This is a genomic window from Hymenobacter nitidus (assembly GCF_020447315.1).
Lineage (GTDB): Bacteria > Bacteroidota > Bacteroidia > Cytophagales > Hymenobacteraceae > Hymenobacter > Hymenobacter nitidus.
In genome coordinates this window covers 344,242-361,402 of record NZ_JAJADQ010000006.1, presented here as the reverse complement: position 1 = coordinate 361,402, position 17,161 = coordinate 344,242, and the positions used below count along the sequence as shown (strand labels likewise).

The window sequence follows — 17,161 nt, the reverse complement described above, 5'->3', positions numbered from 1 at the left end:
CTTCACCGGCGGGAGAGTCGGTCGCCGCCAACCTTTTCAAGCCCTGCCCCCCGCGACTTCGTGCTGCGGGGGGCAGTATGCGTTTCTGGCCCCCCCGGCCCCGCCGCCTCGGCCCGCGATTCGCCCGGCCCCGCAATGATTCTGAGGACTGGGGACTAAATAGAATCGCGTGCGGTCAGGTCTGTGTATTTAGCCCTTTTGAGCATACCTAGTACACTTACTTAGGATCCTTAGGAGTGTGGTTCAGCAGATATAGTAGCACCCCATTCGTCCATCCGAAGCCGTCTTGCAATGGATATTCTCCACCCCCTGCGGGAAGGGAGGTATCAGATACATTATACTTTTCCAGTAGCTTACCTGTTTGCTGAAATACTCTTGTATTGATTTTTATCCAACGGACACTTATTGTATCAGCTAAGTAAGTGTGGTGGTAGTGGTTCAAACCTTGAATGGTCATGTACTGCAAAGGTGCCCACGCGTTAGGTGCATCCCACTGTTGACCGCTGGTATTTAAGGTTGTTAGCACCCCCCCTTTACGTAGAAAAGTACTCTCCAGCTTCGTCTTGACGGAACGGGCTTGTCTGCGAGTCGCAATCTGGAAAGTCAGAGGGAAAACGCCAGCTAGCGTATTCGCAGAAGCTTTGCTGCGCAGCTGCCAATTGTAATCGGTAAACCACCCTTCTTTTTCGTGCCAGCAGTAGCGCAGGATGGCATGTTTCCGATTCTGTGCTCTTCGCTGCCACATGCGCGCCTCCGCAGATTGGTGCTTTAGAATAAAGCTGCGGGCTATGGTCTGCTCCAAGTTCAGGATCAGGCAGTTCAGATCGACTGGAACGAGGGAAGTGGTGTGTATACTGGATAATGTGGCGGAGGCATCAAACCAGCGGGTACTGAAGTCCCAACCAGAGGCGGCGGCAGCACGAATGTCACGGTAAACCTCGGCGGGTGGCCGGTTGCTGTTCTGTGCTACGGCCACATCTTCGGCGTATGACTCTTCTCGAGGCTCAGTGCTACTATCCCAGTACCGATTAAGAATCTCGCCGCCACTGAGCCGTACGGCGCGCTGTGTTGCCTGATTACACGCCAGTGAATCGGCACCGGCCATCCAGTAGAAGTACTCGCGGACCATTTGTGGCTGGTAGCGAATCAAGACAGTGTCGCCTTGCTCCTGAGCCAGCAGGTTTACCATCAAGCAAAAGAATGGCGGTTGGGAGCGGGTGAGGTAGTAAGTCCGGTTGCCGTTCGGGACAAAGCCGTACTGGTCGATCAGATAGGCAAAGTTGTCAATCATGCTGCGCATGAGGTCAACTTTGTGCGCTTCACGAAGTCCCAGCATTGTAAAGTAGGAATCCCAGTAATACACTTCCCGGAAGCGGCCACCGGGCACGATGTAGGGTTTGGGCAGAGGAAGTAAAGAAGAGTACTGGGGTACCTGAGCGGAGGCTGGGCGCTGCAATACCGTCCACAGAGTATCTAGGTGGTGGCGTATGCCCTTGCTGACCTCACTGCGGTAAGAAAGGGCATCGTCAGCTGGTAGTTGAAAATGCACCTTGAGGAAGGCATCCAGCCGAAAGCCGGGCTGGTGTCTCTGTTGCTCCCAAGCCGTCAGGATTGTGCTGGGGGACTGCAGGGGCACGGCATCAACAAACGTCTTGTTATCGGGGAACACGCGGCCTAGCTGCACGGCTTCGAATAAGCCCGGAAATAGCTGCCGGGGAGTAGTCGGCTGAGCAAGAGCAGCGGGAACAATGCAAACAACGCAGAGCGTACTGAGTAGCAGGTGGCGCATGGCAGGTAGGAAAGTGAGGCAGCACTGCACTTACGCAAAACCTGGGCAACTGATGGCAAGGCACGCATTCTGCGCGTTGGTAAAAAACGCTGCGCTTGGGCAGGGCAAATAAAAAAGCCAGCCCCAAAGTTGACTTCGGAGCTGGCTATCAGAAAGGAGCGCGTTGGGGCTACGCGGCCTGCTCTTCGGGTAGCGGTGAGCTTTGCACCAGGGCATAGGCCGACTGATCGGAAGAAGCAAGACTAGCGGCTTGCACTTGCTTGAGAGCCCGCTGCACGGTTACGGTGCAGATCCGGTCGGCATAGCCCAGCTCGACCACACGCTTGGCGATGAGGGCCAGGGTGAGACGCTTGCCTTTGGCAGCAGCCTGCTGGGTGAGGCGGCGTAGGAGCATTTCGAGCTTGGGCGTGAGCTTGTTGGGGGCACCGCAGCGGGGCACGGTATGCAGGTAGTCTTTGAAACCCTGCTGAGAAAATGCCCGGCGCATGCTGTATACCCGGTCGATGCTCAGGCCCAGGAGTTCTCCTGATTCCTGCACAGACAAATCGGCTACCCAGTGCTGGAGAACCTGGGCCCGGTTGCGCTGCTGCTTGGAGAGAATGTCAGAGTTGATAAAATCGGCGAGGTAAGCCTGTTGCTTGCGTGACAGGCTCAAGGAATGACGATGACGACCCATGGACTAGTGCTGACAAATGCTGCTGCAGTGAGGAAAAACAAACCGATTTTGGGGAAGCCTTTCGAGCCATTTTAGCCTGATGGCTCTGGCAAAAGCATTTGATACCCCAAACGTATTTTGATGTGCCGAATGTAGGAAGTGAAAAACAATTGTGCAAACGTTTGCGCAATTGTATACATCTATTCATCTTGCTGATGGTAAAAATTTAGACTCCGGTGAATTTCAGCCGGGCTTCCGCCTAGCAGCCCGGCGGAGCACTGGGGAGAGCTGAACCAGAAGCCCGATTCACGGGTTCTAAAAATTGCCGTTCTACCTTTTCGAGGGCTGGTTGGCCGATTTGTGCGAACTTGTCCGTTATTTCCTCCGCTCTTGTGTCGACTCACCGCGCTTCCATATCAGATCTTGCAGCCCAGCTAAACTTGTCTGTCTCGACCGTGTCACGGGCTTTGAGTGACCACAGCCGCATCAGTGACGCGACCAAAAAGCGGGTGTGGGAGCTGGCGCGGGAGCTTAACTATCAGCCCAACCAGCTGGCGGCGGCGCTGCGCAAAGGCCGTAGCAACACACTGGGCGTTGTCGTACCGCACATCGACGGCCAGTTCTTCGCCCTGGTGGTGAAAGGTATCGAAACGATTGCCAACAAAGCGGGCTTCAACGTGATGATCTGCCAGTCGAATGAAGATGCGGCGCAAGAGCAGAAAAACGTAGAAACGCTGGTGAATGCTCAGGTCGACGGAATTCTGCTGTCGTTGTCCCTTTCCACGCACGACTACCGCTATCTGGAAGAGGTGCGGCGGCGTGATATTCCGCTGGTTTTCTTTGACCGTGCGCTGGAAAGCACGGATGTGAGTGCCGTGGTGCTGGACGATTACCAGGGCGGCTACGAGGCCGTGTGTCACCTCATCGAGCAGGGCTGCCGCCATATCGGGCACCTGGGCGGGCCGCAGCACCTGAATATCTGCCGCAACCGCTACCAGGGCTACGCCGATGCGCTGCGCCACCACGATATTGCGGTGGCCGCGCCGCTGGTGCATTTCTGCGACCTGTCGATACAGGACGGCCGGCAGGGCATGGAGCTGCTGTTAAGCCAGGCCCCGCAGCTCGACGCGGTATTTTCCTGCAACGACCTGGCTTTGGTAGGAGCCATGCAGGTGGTGAAGCGCCGGGGCCTGCGTATTCCGCAGGACGTAGCCTTGGCCGGCTTCAGTAATGAGCTGTTTGATTCCCTTACCGAGCCTATGCTTACCTCCGTGGATCAGCGCTGCGAGGAGATGGGCCGCACGGCGGTAGAGCTGCTGCTGGAGATGATTCATCTGGGCCCATCCAAAGTAGAGCCCCGGCAAGTGGTGCTGCAACCCAAGCTGCTGGTCCGTGAGTCGTCGTTGCGCACGGGCGTGCTACAGCCCAACCAGATAACGCACTAGGTGCAGTATGCGCAGTGAGTGACAATAAAAAAAGCCTGGTTAGTATAACCGGGCTTTTTTGTGTTTTCGCACAGAGAAGAAGCGACGCAGCCAACGGAAAACCCGGGCGCTATCGGGAGCAGATAGATACCAGACAAAAGGGACGTGCATAGGAAACAGAGTTGGTGAAGAAAAGCCGCCGGTGTATGGCCAAGCAGCAGTAAAAAAACGGGTGCAGGCTTACCACAGCTTGGTGTCGTTGATGCCGGGCGGCAGCGGCGGCAACGAGCCGAAACCAACCACGCACCAGCCGGCCTCCAGACCGAAAGAGCCGCCCAGCAGCACGTAGCTAACTGCCCGCAGCACTGTGCGGCCACTGTACTGCTCGGTTTCGGGTTCGTATTCGCGTAGCAGGAGCACGTCGCCGACCCGAAAGTCCCGGTCGTTTTCACGCACGTCGAATGGCTTGGCGCCCGACTCGACGGCGGTAAAGCAGGCGGGCCAGATCTTTAGCTCGTGGGTGCGGCGGGGGGAGGTGGCAGAAGTAATTTCGGGCAGTGAGTTAGTCGTTTTCATGGGTTGTAGCGTTTGGGTTCAGCCAGTGAGCAGTAGCAGCTCCCAGGTAAGATAACGCCGAAATTGGACTCGGTGTACCGGCAGGGTGTGCCCGGCCAAAACCTGACGAGAAACTACCGGCGGGTAAACGGATTTATTGGTCGAGGCCGGCCAGCTGCTTGGCAGTCTGGCGCTTGGCCGCTGGCAGCGTTAGCCCAACGGCAATCAGAACCCCAAACAGGCCCGCTACAATGCCCAGGGCCAAGCGTAGCGTCAGCACATCGGCGAGCCAGCCAATGACTGGTGGGCCCAGCAGAAAGCCGCCGTAGCCGATGGTGGAAACAACGCTCAGCGCCGTGCCCGGGGCCATGTTGTGCTGCTGGCCGGTAGCGCTGAACACCGTGGGAATAATAGTAGATAAACCCAGGCCAATGAGAAACAGGCCCCCGATACCAACTGTCGTGAGCGGCAGCACCAGCAAGCTCAGCAACCCGGCCAGTGCCAGCAACCCGCCACACACGATAAGTCGCCGCTGCCCCACCTGCACCCCGAGCCAGTCGCCACAGAGGCGGCCGGCAGCCATGGATAAGGAAAAAGCCGCGTACCCGAGCGGGGCCAGGGCAGGGCTGGCCTGCGTATCCTGAACCAGATAAATTGTGCTCCAGTCGGCCATGGCACCTTCGCCCAACATGCAGCAGAAGGCCACCACGCCCAGCGCCACCACCGTCCGGCTTGGCCAACGAAAGCCAGACCGTGCTTCGTCCGGAGCAGCATCGTCCGGGTGCAGGTTTTCTTCAGGCAGCAAAGCGGCAGCCGCTACCAGAACCAAGGCCACTGCCACAGCGGAGAAGCTCAGCAGGTGGGTGGCAAACGACAGACTATAGTGAGCTGCCAGGGCCCCGGCGCCGGCGCCCAGCATGCCGCCCAGACTGAAAGCAGCGTGAAAGGACGACATAACTGGTTGCCGGCGTTGGTTTTCGACCAGGATGGCCTGGGAGTTCATAGCTACATCCAGCAGCCCGGTGGCAGCACCCAACACCAGGAACAGCACCATCAACTCGCCGATACCGTGTAGCAGGGCCAGTCCGGGAATGAATCCGCAGAACAGCAGGGCCCCGATGGTGGTAAGACGGCGGCTGCCGAGCCGGGGCAGGAGCCAGCCGGCCAGCGGCATAGCGCACCAGGCGCCCACCGCATTACAGAACAAAACCTGCCCCAGCTCCCGGTGCACAATGCCGTAGCGGTGCTCCAGCTCGGGCAGGCGGGCCGCCCAGTTAGCAAACAGCAATCCGTGCAGAAAGAAAATCAGCGTTACCGCCCAGCGGGCACGGTTCAGCAGAACCGGCACCTCGGGGCGGTGAGTTAGCAGCAGACGTGGCATAACTTCTCAGATTACGCTGCAAAGGTACGGTAGCGCCCAGGCCGCGGCTACGTACTGGTTGGCCACTTGTAATGCTATTTTACCTAAATTAGCGTCATGGCATGCTGTAGGCTTCAATAGTATGTTAACAACGTATGAAGTTAGAGTTCGAACCCATTCAGCCGTCGGCCGGCAGCTCCTTCACCCTGCTGCACTACACCGAGGCCCAGGAAGGCGGTATTCTGTGGCACTATCACCCCGAGTTTGAATTGCTCTATATTCCGCAGGGCAGTGGCCGCCGCCATATCGGGCAGCATGTGTCGCGCTACGAGGGCGGCGAGCTGCTGTTTATGGGGCCTAACCTGCCGCACCTGAGCTTCAGCCACGAGCAGAAAGGCCCGTTTGAGCAAATTGTGCTGCAGCTGCGGGCCGACTTCCTGGGCGACAGTTTTCTGAAACGCCCCGAGCTGGCCGCCGTGCAGCAACTGTTTGTGCGCTCGGCCCAAGGGCTGTCGTTTGGCTCCGAAACCCGGGCCGTAGTGGGCGAGGCCCTGCGGCAAATGCTGGGGCAGCCCGCCCACCGGCGCCTGCTCACGCTGCTACAGCTACTCTACCACCTGGCCGAAGCCGACGACGTGACCGAGCTGCACGCGGAAATGGGCAGTTCCGGGGCGCAGGTGAAAGAACAAAAGCGCCTGGGCCGCATCTACCAGTACATTCAGGAGCACTTTGCCGAGCCCATCGGCGTGCAGGAACTGGCCGACGTGGCGCATCTGTCGGTGCCGGCTTTCTGCCGCTACTTCAAGAAGATGACCAGCCAGACGCTCACCAACTTTCTGCACGAGTACCGTATCAGCCACGCTCAGCTGCTGCTGCTGGAGGATATGCCCATCACAGAGGTCAGCTACGCCAGCGGCTTCAACAACCTGTCGCACTTCAACCGCACGTTTCGCCGCGTAACGGGCCAGACGCCCTCGGCCTACCGCGAGCAGAAAGCGGGGTAGCCCGTTCGGCAACTCAGGCCATAAACAGCCCGCGGAACTGGTAGTATATCCGCTCGATCAGGCGCAGGTCTTCGGTGATGATTTCGGCCGAGCCCTGCATTTCGGTCCGGAAAGCCAGCTTCTTCTTGTAAGTAGTGAGCAGCTTTTCGGGCAGATGCACCTGAATAGAGTACTCCTGGTTTTTGGGAATCAGCGAAATGGACTCGACAACGCCCTTGACCTGGCCGAATTCGCGGTACTGGTAGTCGTTGAGCTTGATAACCACTTTCTGGCCCACCCGCACCTTGGCCGAGTTCAGGGCCGGCATAATCACCTTGCCGATGATGTCGGTGCTGTTGGCCGGCAGCACGGTAAAAACACTCTCGCCCTGGGTGGCAAACTGGCTATTGCTCCAGAACTTGAAGAAGGCCACGCGCCCGGCCATGGGCGAGGTCAGCACGTATTTCTGCTCCCATAGCGCAATCTGGCCCAGCAGCTTTTTCTGGGCTTCCAGCAGCGTGGCACTCAGCTCCTGCTTGCGCTGCTGATTCTGCACGGCAATGTCGTTGAGGGCTTTTTGGATTTCCACCAGCCGAATATCGGTTTCGCTGAAGCTCAGGGACGCGGTCTGCAGAGCCTCTTTGGCTTGCAGCAGCTCCCGCTCTTTCACTTCCAGCTGCGCCGAGGCAATGACACCCTTGCCAAACAGCTGCACATTGCGGCTATAGTCGCGCTGCACGAGCTGAGTTTCCGCGGTGAGCAGGCCGATCTGGTGTTGCCGCTTCCGCAAAAAGGCCTGGTATTTCGTGACCTCCAGCTCCAGCAGCCGGGCCTGCTGGTCAAGCCGGGTGATGTCGTCAAACAGCACCACGTTTTTGGCGCTGATAATCAGCTCGGAATAGTCCTTGTAGATTTCGCCGAGCTGCTGGCGCTGAAACTGCAGCAGGGTTTGCAGCGCCGGGGCCGGGCGCTGACTCAGGTCGGCCTGCTGCACGGCCTGCTTCAGCTGCATTACCGCCGCGCTGTTGGCCGAGTTGGCCACGTAAGCCAGCGTCTGACCTTTGCTCACCACCTGGTTTTCCTGTACCGTCAGCAGCAGGTTGCCGCTGGCCTGCGTCACGACGTTCAGGGGCGGCGACAGGGTGGTGATGGTAATCTGGGTGGTAATCTTGTCCGGATATTCCACCAGACAGCTAATGGTGAGCAGCGCCGCCGTGACCAGCGCCATGAGGTAGATGCCGCTGCGGATAAACCAGGCGGATTTCGCGCTGATAAAGTCCTTGACGTACTCACTTTTCTCGTCAACCTGCTCTAGCTTACTGAGGCGTACCGACATAATAACTTTCTGATAATAGGATAGATAAACGAACGGCCAGCGGCCGGGGCAGGCTTCAGCTCCCGAGTTCGAGCTGGTTTTTGATGAGGCCATAGTACGCCCCTTTCTTGCTGATCAGCTCGGCGTGGCCGCCCATTTCGTGCACGCGGCCGTCGGCCAGCACCAGCACCTGGTCGGCCTTCTGCACCGTGCTGAGGCGGTGGGCAATGATGACCACGGTTTTGCCCTGGAAAAACTCCTCCAGGTTGTTCATAATCACCCGCTCATTGTTGGCGTCCAGGGCGCTGGTAGCCTCGTCGAAAAACAGGAAATCGGGGTTCTTATACACGGCCCGGGCAATGAGAATGCGCTGGTTCTGGCCGCCGCTGAGCGAAACGCCGCCGGCCATCAGCTTGGTGTTGTAGCCCGCCGGCAACGACTCGATAAACTCCGTGAGGTTGGCCACCTGCACCGCGTGCTTCAGCCGCTCCCGGTCGATGATGCCCTCGGGGTCCGACTCGGTGATGTTGCGCGCGATGGTGTCGCTGAAGATAAAGCCGTCCTGCATCACGGCCCCGCACTGGTCGCGCCACTGCTTGATGCTGATGTCGTGGATATTGGTGTTGCCAATCTTGATGGAGCCGCTGGTAGGGTCGTAGAGGCGCAGCAGGAGCTTGAGCAGCGTCGTTTTACCGCTGCCGCTGGCCCCCACGATGGCCGTGACCTTGCCCTCGGGAATCTCGATGTTAAGGTCCTTGAGTACAATGGGCGTGTTGGTGGCGCCGTACTGAAAGCACACGTTGCTGCACCGCAGCGTCTTGCAGTTCGGCAGCTCGTGCAGCTTGTCCTCGGTGTTGATTTCTTCGTTGTCGGTGGTGTGCACGTCTTCGATGCGCTCCAGCCCGATTTTGGCCCGCTGATACGATTCCACGAAGTTGATGAAGTAGCGAATCGGGTTGTTGAGCTGGCCGATGATAAACTGAATAGCCAGCATGGTGCCCAGGGTAATGTCGCCGGCAATGACGGACTTGGCCGCGAAAAACGTAATCAGAATGTTCTTCAGCTCGCTGATAAACACGCCGCCGTTGCGCTGGTACTGCGACAGGGTGAGGCTCTTGATGGTGGTGCGGTGTAGGTTTACCTGCGAGGCCTCGTACTCCCAGCGGCGACGTTTCTCGGAGTTGTTAAGCTTAATCTCACGCATGCCCGTAATCAGCTCAATAACCTTGCTCTGGCTGCTGGAAAGCTGGTCGAAGGTCACATAGTCGAGCATCGCCCGCTTCTTAATGAAGGCCAGCACCCACACGATGTAGAGCGTGGTGCCAATGGCGTAGAAAACGAAGATGCTGACGTTAAAATAGGCCAGCACGCCGCCGAATACCACGAGGCTGAACAGCGAAAACAGCATGTTCAGCGTGTCGGCCGAAAGAAAAGCTTCTACCCGGCGGTGGTCATCCAAACGGTTGAGCAGGTCGCCGATCAGCTTGGAATCGAAAAAGGTGGTGGGCAGCTTCATGATCTTGATCAGGAAGTCCGACACCAGACTCAGGTTGATACGGGAGCCCATGTGCATCAGCAGCCAGTCGACCACGATGCGAATAAACGTCTGGGAAAAGAACAGCATCAGCTGCCCAAACAGGATGATGTAGATGAACCTGGTATTCTGGTAGTTGATGCCGTAGTCGATGATGGACTGGGTCAGGAAGGGCACCACCAGCTGAATGATACTGAGCAGCAGCAGCGCCAGAAACAGCTGTTTCAGAACGCGGTAGTGGGGCTTGAAGTAGGGCAGCAGGTAGCCGAAGCCCATGGGCTTTTTCTGGGACGGGTTTTCCAGCTCGTAGAACTCGGGGGAGGGCTCGAGCAGCAGCAGAATGCCTTCCTTGCTTTCGTTGGCGCTGCCGTAGAGCCAGCCTTCCAGAAACTTTTCCTTCGTGTACTTCAGCAGCCCGTAGGCCGGATCGGCCACGTATACCACGTCGTTCTTCACCTTATAGACGACCACAAAGTGCTTCTGGCGCCAGTGCGCGATGCAGGGCAGGGGCACATCATGGCTCAGCGTCTGGTAGTCGGCCTCAATGCCCAGGGAGCGAAGGCCAATGGACTCGGCACCCTCGGCCAGCCCCGCCGCCGACACCCCGTTTTTGGTGATAAAGCACTTCGAGCGCAGAAAGTCGTTGGAGTAGAGCTTGCCGTAGTGTTTGGCAATCATCTTCAGACACGTTGGCCCGCAGTCACTTTTATCCAGCTGTTTATAGAAAGGAAAACTCAGCATAAGCCACACTAATAAGGATAATAACTCTATATAATTTGCGCCCGATGCATCCTGCGCTTAGCCATGCCGCTTTCGGCGGCAGCTGCAAGGCGTTTATTTAATCTATTTAACGCGCAATTCTTCCCGCGCCACCTTGTGATAGGTCTGCGGATAATATAAATACCACCGTTCCAATACTTCTATTCCGACTGCATCAAGGATATACTCATACTGTTTATCCAGGTCTTCGTTCTTAATTCGGACGGCTTCATCCCGATCCGTCACAACTAATTCCTTGAAAGCGTCTTTCTCGGCTTTGGTCGTCGGCCGGTGGTGCATATACATGCCAAAGCGTGAGTGACAAAACTGCGTGTACTCATACGTAAACAGGATAAACGCATGCCACATCTCGTCCAGCATGAACAGGTCCTCATTGACTGACAGGCCCCTGAAGCCGTCCGTGCGGGCTTTCGCGTTCAGCCAGAGCCATATCTTGACGTCCATGAATATCTTTTCCGCTTCCTCCTCAGAAATTGAATACAGCTCCATGAACTTGTAAATAAGATTAGGAAACTCGTAGGACATAGCGTGCTCTAGCGTACAGAGCGTTAATTTGTTTGTCACGGTCATTGTCATCGTATATAGGCTTTAAGCAGTAATAAAAAATATAGATATAATAAGTGGCTTGTTTAGCACTTGCGCGCAATAACGGACACCACATGGCTGTGCTTCACGCTGCCATCGGGTTGCACCTTATCTTTCTCGACACCACTGAGCATTTCCAGCTCGAATCCGGTGAACAAGTCATAAATATCGGCCAAGGAGTGAAGCATCATGTCAGGCTGTTGGCTTGCGTCGTCTCGCAGCCCGAAGAAATGGCCGCAAAACCAGCCGCGGCGCCGGATAAGTTGCCGCACCTCAGCCCAGAATGGATGGAAGTGGCGCGGAAGGCAGTAGGGGATACTGAAGCTGGCATTTACCAGATCAAATTCGGGCAGGGAGGCGGCTTGTAGCTCCGCAAAGTCCATTAGCCGGGTGGTCAGCTGGGCCATCTGGTGGGCGGGCGTCTGGGTCAGCAGCGTGGCCAGAGCTTCCGGGTTGGCATCCAGAGCCACTACGTCCCAGTTATGGCTCAGCAGCTCCAGCGTATCGGGGCCGGAGCCACAGCCCAGGTCGAGAGCCAACCTAGGGGCTACTGTTGGCTCCAAGAGCCGCAACGTGGCAACGAGCGTTTTTCGCGGCGCGGGCACCGTGTTGCTCCCGGCGTGCGGGGCAGGCTGCACCTTGCTGGCGACGCTGCTATTAGCAAACATATTCATATCAATAATATTTATATAATTCACTGTTAATAAAATACTTGGCTGGCTTTTTTACTTGCTTTCACGCTGGTGTCAACTGGCCGGCCTGCGGTGCTAGATATACTCCGCCAGGGGTACACTGGTCGCCTTCACCTGCTGGTTAAGAGGCTTTTCCTTGTCCGCCAGAACGGCACTGAAAGACCAGTTATGGTAAGTTTTGCAGGCCAAGGATTCCGGTCGGAACAAATGGTTGGTCGTTATTTCCTGTTCCTGTGCTACCCGAAAGCCATGAGCTTCGAATACTTCCCGCACTTCCTCAACCGATAAATGCGCACTAATATCTGAGAAATGGTACTCCAGGGGCCCAAAATGGATAAAAGCTCCTCCGGGCTCCAGCACCCGCTTCACTTCCGGGAGGTAGTCCTTAAGCGGCACAGTATCCGTGAAATAGACCGAAACAACGGCTGAAACCGAATTGGTGGGCAACGGTATCTGCTTTACGTCGGCCACGCAATAGTGCACCGACCCCGCCTCAAGGCCAGGCACCAGACCGACGGTTGCCCACTGCTCACGTGCTTGTTCAGCCAGGGTGCGTGCATTCTTAGACTGAATATCATAGAACCGAATAGCTCCCTGTTCCACCAAATCATGGTATTGACAAGCCATGGTGAGCGACAAATCAATAGCGTACACCTGCTGAAAGTGGTCTTTGAGCATCGCGGCCACGCGGCCAGTGCCCGCGCCCAGCACCAGCACCTGAGCCTGGGAACCAATGACTGCGGGCATCCCGGCCAGCACGGCTTCCATGATGGTCTGGATTTCCTGTTCGTCTGCCGGCAGGCCGCACCAATCTCTTTTTAAGTAGGAGAAGCTGCTGAAGTAAGCCAAGGGCCGAAACCGCTCTGCGGGCTGGGCCAGCAGCGCCGTCGGCAACGTGGCTGCGAGTTGCTGCTGAATGCGCGCTATATAGCCGCCATTCGTAGAAAGCGCTTCATCTAATAGGGAAGCTCGAGCTGCTGCCGCTACCGAAGTTGAGGCCTTGCGAAGCTCTGCCAGCGTTGCCCGAGCTTCTCTCAGGTGTTTTTGGTACTGCCAAAACGCATTCACCCGGTACGGAACCGAATCAGGGAGCATGATGGGAATACAACCGGCAAACAATGGGTAAGAAAGTCCGCACCCGGTACAAGTAAGGGCAGCGGCGTCTTTGTTATTCTGAAGTAATTCGGACTGACAAATCACGCATATCAGTTGTCCATATGTAATACCAGACATATATCTTAATAAATAATACTATAGACAACAATGTATTTATTAGTAATAAGAATTTATTAGACCAGATTTGCTTCCTTAAAAAGCGAATAGGTAAACATAAAGGGCTGATTGCTCACGTTGTATTCTCTTACTACTGCATCAAGGCGGCGATACACGGCCGCGCAGCTAGTATCAAGGTGTTCGTATAGCGCTACTCCCTGCGGCGTGAGTATGCGGTCATGCTCTATTCTTTCGATGCCGGTTCTGAACCGACGTTTATTGTCGGCCAAGCGTGCTACTATCTCCTGTTGTTCGTCTCCTTGAAATACATTGCTGTAGTACAGCACTTCCAAACACTCCGCAATTTTAGTGGTAGTAAACAAGCCGTGAAAAGCGGAAAAAAGGCTGCGGCGTTCTTTGGGGTTGTGGTTAAAAACTGACAGCGGCGCCATTGGGTCTATCTGGAAATAACTTTTTCTGTTATCCATAATGGCGTACAGCATATTGTGCCCAAACTGGTGGATTAGCTCTACAATAAAATATATTACGCTATCTGTGGGAGCCACACTGATAAAGGAAATTCCGGGGGCAAAAGGTGTTGCGAAGGGGCGTACGTACGGGTTTTCAAATACCATCAGTCCTTTTGCCACCAGGCAGATCTGGTGGTAGTAGTCGGGTAGGTAATGGCGGATAATGGCAAATGCTTTTCCAAGCTCAGGCAGCCGCGCAGGTATGGCCGCAACAATATTCGCTTCCGGCAGGCTTGGGTCGGCTTGGGTAACAGTATCGGCTTCCAGCTTGTTAAATAAGGTGTTTAATAGAGCCGGGTTGCTTTGGTACAGATGAATGTCAGGAGTTGCAATAAACTGACAAGGCTTGAAATCAGCAGTAATCAGTTCCCCGTCCTGCATGATAAAAAAGGTGTCTGTGGCGTGTAAGTACGTCAGTTGCAAGGCGGCATTCGTGCAGGGAGTTATGAAATAACCAAGCCGAGGAATATATACCCAGCCTTGGTTGTCGCTGACTACCGAAAGTGTAGTAGGCCGTTGTTCTGGTTTGATATACCCATATAGTGCTTGCCGCAGAGATAGAGGTAATGAGTCGACAGGAGCGTGGTGGGCGTATTTGCCGTAAGTAGCCCTGCGATGCGCAGCTACCAAAGGCTCCAGGAAAATAGCGTCGTCATCAAAATCCAGTAGGTCAAAAAGGCCTGGATCTTGTTTGTATACATACAGCTTAATACGGTCAGCAGTAAGTCCGAGGCCGGCCTCTATCAAGGCCGTTTCGTCTATAGTATTGTTATAGTTTACGCTCATGGCTTATTCTATTTATAGCTATTGATTTAGTAATCACCGTGTCTGACTTCACTGCCTGGTGAGTAAATAGCAGGGCTTGCAACGGTTTTGCCTATGCATAACAGGTAGTTGCAAACCCTGCTTTTCAGTAGTGCTGAGCTTCCTTTACTCGCCTCGATTAGTCGTGGCAATCTGGCTGGTCACCTCCACAATAAGGAAATTCGCCGGAGCATGTGTCGCCACAACCAATAGGGGCTACAAATCCACCGTTAATGGAATCCAAATTCGCTGTTTGTACTGCCTTCTTCTGCTTGAAATCTTCTAAAGTCAAGCGTTTTTTTTCTTCAGCCATGATAATTATTTTTAAAGTCGTTGGATTGATGGTTTAATGTATACTGCGAAGGAAATTTTAGCTTATCTGCTCTTGTACTGCCGTCAGTTTATTCGTGACAATCGGAAGGGGCATTACAGTCAAGCCAGCAATGGCAGCCTACAGGTTCTTCCACAGGGATTTGTCCGCCGGTTATTTGTTCCAGATTGCGTAATAGTTGGTTCTTTTTCTGCTTGAAATCATCAAGCGTTAAACGCTTTTTTTCTTCTGTCATGGTGTGTATTTGAACAAGCTATAGATGAAAAATCAAAAATTGCTCAGCCCTTTCTTAGTAAAGATTTGCTGAATTTAATGTTAATCCGTTTTCTGTAGTTAGTAGCAGAATGTTTCATCACAAAGGCCGCGGCAGTCATCACAGCTCTGCGGTTTCTTCGCAGATTCCAATCCACCGTTTACGTGTGCCAGATCTTTTACCAGTTCAGCTTTTCTCTGCTTGAACTCTTCCAGCGTTAGGACTAGGCCTTTCTGCTCTTTGTTGTTGTTGTTGTTTGATGGGTTCATATTATAATCTGTTAGTTTTAATTGTTCTGAGCCCTATGGCTCAATAATTCGGGTAGAATAGTTTCTGGCTCTATGGCATATAGGGTATGGATAAAGTGATATAATTTGATAATTAACGGCAACGCAAAGCCCTCCAGTGCCAAAATGAATTCGGTGACTGGGTGCGGAAGTATATGGCGCCCGGGAGGGAGTGTTGGGTTATTTATAAAGTAACTAGCGTGCTAAGGAATATAATTTGATAATTTCTTATTCGTAATCGTACTGATAGTAATCTTAATATGACGCTAAAACTAGATATTTTATTGACTATCACAATCATGTTGCTGTTGATTTTGAGATTTATTGCGGCTGGCTTAATCAATATTGAACTTAATTGGCTGATGGCCAATCGTTTGTAAAATTGTGATCTGTCCTTGGCAATTGAGCTGTCCCGGGTGGAACGGCTGTTCAGCGCTAATGATGCCCGCAATGACAGTGGATGAGGTGCAGCAGGCGCCAACGCCAGCAGGAAAGACTATGTAGCTTTGCCCAGGAATAGAAACGGTTTTCTACGGAATGCTTTCCTGCCTGCCCAGCGACTACCCGTTGGGCTCAGGGCCGACTTAGCTCGTCCGTTTCCGTACAAGATCTGCAACCCCGAACTCAGCTCCCATATCCATGACAGATTCCCGGCTTGAACATGATTTTCTTGGCGAACGGTCGATTCCCAACGCGGCATATTACGGCATCCAGACGTTGCGGGCGCTGGAAAATTTTGATATCACCGGCATTCCGCTGCGCACCGAGCCCCTGTTTGTGCAGGCGCTGGCCTACGTAAAAAAAGCGGCGGCTCTGGCCAACCGGGACCTGGGCGTGCTGGACCCCACCATTGCAGATTGCATCGCCACGGCCTGCGACAAGGTAGCCAGCGGGCAGTACGACGACCAGTTTCTGACCGACATGATTCAGGGCGGGGCTGGCACCTCGGTGAATATGAATGCCAACGAGGTTATTGCCAACGTGGCGCTGGAGCTGATGGGGCACCGCAAAGGTCAGTACGAGTTTTGCCACCCCAACAACCACGTCAACTGCTCCCAAAGCACGAACGACGCCTACCCCACCGCCTTTCGCATTGCCCTGAGCAACAAGCTGGTGGGCTACGCCCAAACGCTCGGCAAGCTCGCCGATGCCTTTGCCGCCAAGGGGGAGGAGTTTCGCAATGTGCTTAAGATGGGCCGGACCCAGCTGCAGGATGCCGTGCCGATGAGCATGGGCGACGAGTTCAAGGCCTTTGCCACCAACCTGCGTGAAGAGCTGCTGCGCATTGAAGACTCGCGCCGCCTGATCAGTGAGATTAACATGGGCGCCACGGCCATTGGTACGCGGGTAAATGCCCCGGACGGCTACGCCGAACTGGTAACCGAGCACCTGCGCACCATCACGGGTCTCGACCTGAGCCTGGCCGGCGACCTGATAGAAGCTACCTACGATACAGGCGCCTACGTGCAGCTTTCGGGGGTGTTGAAGCGCACGGCCGTGAAGCTGTCCAAGATCTGCAACGACCTGCGCCTGCTTTCCTCTGGGCCCCGCGCGGGCTTCTTCGAAATCAACCTGCCACCGCTGCAGCCGGGCTCCAGCATTATGCCTGGCAAGGTAAACCCCGTGGTGCCAGAAGTCGTGAACCAAACGGCTTTCTACGTCATCGGCGCCGACCTGACCGTGACGATGGCCGCGGAGGCCGGGCAGCTGCAGCTCAACGTAATGGAGCCGGTTATTTCCTTCGCGCTCTTTACCTCTATTTCCTACATGACCCGAGCCTGCCACACCCTGCGCGAAAAGTGCGTGGTGGGTATAACCGCCAACGCCGCCCGGGCTGAGCAGATGGTGCGCAACAGCATCGGTATCGTGACGCAGCTGAACCCCGTGCTGGGCTACGAAGCCAGCGCCGAAATTGCCAAGGAGGCTCTGCTCAGTGGCAAGTCGGTGTACGACATAGCCGTGACGGAACGGGGGCTGCTGACGCAGGCAAAGTGGGACGAAATATTCACCTTTGAAAACCTGATTCGCCCGCACTTTATTCAGTAAGGCCGAATTCGGGTGTAAACGCGCCG

General features: G+C 55.1%; 14 protein-coding genes. 3 read left to right on the top strand and 11 right to left on the bottom strand.

Annotated elements, in window-relative coordinates; all coding sequences use genetic code 11:
- Positions 1-217 precede the first annotated feature (217 nt).
- Positions 218-1,789, bottom strand: coding sequence for an alpha,alpha-trehalase TreA (treA, locus tag LGH70_RS13690; RefSeq protein ID WP_226186582.1), 1,572 nt, complete (start codon positions 1,787-1,789; stop codon positions 218-220).
- 169 nt (positions 1,790-1,958) lie between these two features.
- On the bottom strand, positions 1,959-2,465 hold the full coding sequence (locus LGH70_RS13685) for a COG3415 family protein (protein ID WP_226186579.1): 507 nt from the start codon (positions 2,463-2,465) through the stop codon (positions 1,959-1,961).
- Between the two features lie 371 nt (positions 2,466-2,836).
- Between LGH70_RS13685 and LGH70_RS13680 the strand changes: the two genes are divergently transcribed.
- A complete protein-coding gene (locus LGH70_RS13680; RefSeq protein ID WP_226186576.1) occupies positions 2,837-3,889 on the top strand; it encodes a LacI family DNA-binding transcriptional regulator in 1,053 nt (350 codons plus the stop codon).
- 219 nt (positions 3,890-4,108) lie between these two features.
- Here the strand turns inward: LGH70_RS13680 and LGH70_RS13675 are convergent, their stop codons facing one another.
- Both LGH70_RS13675 and LGH70_RS13670 read right to left on the bottom strand, forming a co-directional pair.
- Entirely contained in the window at positions 4,109-4,444 is a 336-nt protein-coding gene (locus tag LGH70_RS13675) for an ASCH/PUA domain-containing protein (protein WP_226186574.1), read from the bottom strand.
- A gap of 133 nt (positions 4,445-4,577) precedes the next feature.
- Positions 4,578-5,804, bottom strand: coding sequence for an MFS transporter (locus LGH70_RS13670; RefSeq protein ID WP_226186571.1), 1,227 nt, complete (start codon positions 5,802-5,804; stop codon positions 4,578-4,580).
- A gap of 134 nt (positions 5,805-5,938) precedes the next feature.
- On the opposite strand from LGH70_RS13670, the gene LGH70_RS13665 reads away from it, so the two are divergent.
- Positions 5,939-6,787: a helix-turn-helix domain-containing protein gene (locus tag LGH70_RS13665; RefSeq protein WP_226186568.1), complete on the top strand. Its 849-nt coding sequence runs from the start codon at positions 5,939-5,941 to the stop codon at positions 6,785-6,787.
- Positions 6,788-6,800: 13 nt separating this feature from the next.
- Here LGH70_RS13665 and LGH70_RS13660 read toward each other — a convergent pair whose 3' ends face one another.
- The 7 genes from LGH70_RS13660 to LGH70_RS13630 form a co-directional block, all read right to left on the bottom strand.
- Positions 6,801-8,102, bottom strand: a complete 1,302-nt coding sequence (locus tag LGH70_RS13660; protein ID WP_226186566.1) for an HlyD family secretion protein — start codon at positions 8,100-8,102, stop codon at positions 6,801-6,803.
- A 55-nt stretch (positions 8,103-8,157) separates the two neighbouring features.
- Entirely contained in the window at positions 8,158-10,356 is a 2,199-nt protein-coding gene (locus tag LGH70_RS13655; RefSeq protein WP_226186563.1) for a peptidase domain-containing ABC transporter, read from the bottom strand.
- A gap of 102 nt (positions 10,357-10,458) precedes the next feature.
- The gene (locus tag LGH70_RS13650) at positions 10,459-10,920 is read right to left on the bottom strand and encodes a glycine-rich domain-containing protein (protein WP_226186560.1); all 462 of its coding nucleotides are present in this window, start codon (positions 10,918-10,920) and stop codon (positions 10,459-10,461) included.
- A gap of 104 nt (positions 10,921-11,024) precedes the next feature.
- Positions 11,025-11,654 (bottom strand): class I SAM-dependent methyltransferase, encoded by a 630-nt coding sequence (locus LGH70_RS13645; protein WP_226186558.1) that lies wholly within the window; start codon positions 11,652-11,654, stop codon positions 11,025-11,027.
- Between the two features lie 93 nt (positions 11,655-11,747).
- Entirely contained in the window at positions 11,748-12,905 is a 1,158-nt protein-coding gene (locus tag LGH70_RS13640; RefSeq protein ID WP_226186556.1) for a methyltransferase domain-containing protein, read from the bottom strand.
- A 56-nt stretch (positions 12,906-12,961) separates the two neighbouring features.
- The gene (locus LGH70_RS13635) at positions 12,962-14,200 is read right to left on the bottom strand and encodes an HEXXH motif-containing putative peptide modification protein (RefSeq protein ID WP_226186554.1); all 1,239 of its coding nucleotides are present in this window, start codon (positions 14,198-14,200) and stop codon (positions 12,962-12,964) included.
- A 157-nt stretch (positions 14,201-14,357) separates the two neighbouring features.
- Positions 14,358-14,531, bottom strand: a complete 174-nt coding sequence (locus LGH70_RS13630) for a hypothetical protein (RefSeq protein WP_226186553.1) — start codon at positions 14,529-14,531, stop codon at positions 14,358-14,360.
- A 1,197-nt stretch (positions 14,532-15,728) separates the two neighbouring features.
- Between LGH70_RS13630 and aspA the strand changes: the two genes are divergently transcribed.
- Positions 15,729-17,135 carry an aspartate ammonia-lyase gene (gene aspA / locus LGH70_RS13625; RefSeq protein WP_226186552.1) on the top strand — a complete coding sequence of 469 codons (1,407 nt, stop codon included), beginning with the start codon at positions 15,729-15,731 and terminating at the stop codon, positions 17,133-17,135.
- The last annotated feature ends 26 nt before the right edge of the window (positions 17,136-17,161 follow it).

What these genes read in the sequence shown, in the direction of transcription:
- LGH70_RS13685 (WP_226186579.1), bottom strand. Translation starts at nt 2,465, where the DNA reads ATGGGTCGTCATCGTCATTCCTTGAGCCTGTCACGCAAGCAACAGGCT.
- LGH70_RS13675 (WP_226186574.1), bottom strand. Translation starts at nt 4,444, where the DNA reads ATGAAAACGACTAACTCACTGCCCGAAATTACTTCTGCCACCTCCCCC.
- LGH70_RS13640 (WP_226186556.1), bottom strand. Translation starts at nt 12,905, where the DNA reads ATGTCTGGTATTACATATGGACAACTGATATGCGTGATTTGTCAGTCC.
- LGH70_RS13660 (WP_226186566.1), bottom strand. Translation starts at nt 8,102, where the DNA reads ATGTCGGTACGCCTCAGTAAGCTAGAGCAGGTTGACGAGAAAAGTGAG.
- LGH70_RS13645 (WP_226186558.1), bottom strand. Translation starts at nt 11,654, where the DNA reads ATGAATATGTTTGCTAATAGCAGCGTCGCCAGCAAGGTGCAGCCTGCC.
- LGH70_RS13630 (WP_226186553.1), bottom strand. Translation starts at nt 14,531, where the DNA reads ATGGCTGAAGAAAAAAAACGCTTGACTTTAGAAGATTTCAAGCAGAAG.
- LGH70_RS13665 (WP_226186568.1), top strand. Translation starts at nt 5,939, where the DNA reads ATGAAGTTAGAGTTCGAACCCATTCAGCCGTCGGCCGGCAGCTCCTTC.
- LGH70_RS13650 (WP_226186560.1), bottom strand. Translation starts at nt 10,920, where the DNA reads ATGTCCTACGAGTTTCCTAATCTTATTTACAAGTTCATGGAGCTGTAT.
- LGH70_RS13655 (WP_226186563.1), bottom strand. Translation starts at nt 10,356, where the DNA reads ATGCTGAGTTTTCCTTTCTATAAACAGCTGGATAAAAGTGACTGCGGG.
- treA (WP_226186582.1), bottom strand. Translation starts at nt 1,789, where the DNA reads ATGCGCCACCTGCTACTCAGTACGCTCTGCGTTGTTTGCATTGTTCCC.
- aspA (WP_226186552.1), top strand. Translation starts at nt 15,729, where the DNA reads ATGACAGATTCCCGGCTTGAACATGATTTTCTTGGCGAACGGTCGATT.
- LGH70_RS13670 (WP_226186571.1), bottom strand. Translation starts at nt 5,804, where the DNA reads ATGCCACGTCTGCTGCTAACTCACCGCCCCGAGGTGCCGGTTCTGCTG.
- LGH70_RS13635 (WP_226186554.1), bottom strand. Translation starts at nt 14,200, where the DNA reads ATGAGCGTAAACTATAACAATACTATAGACGAAACGGCCTTGATAGAG.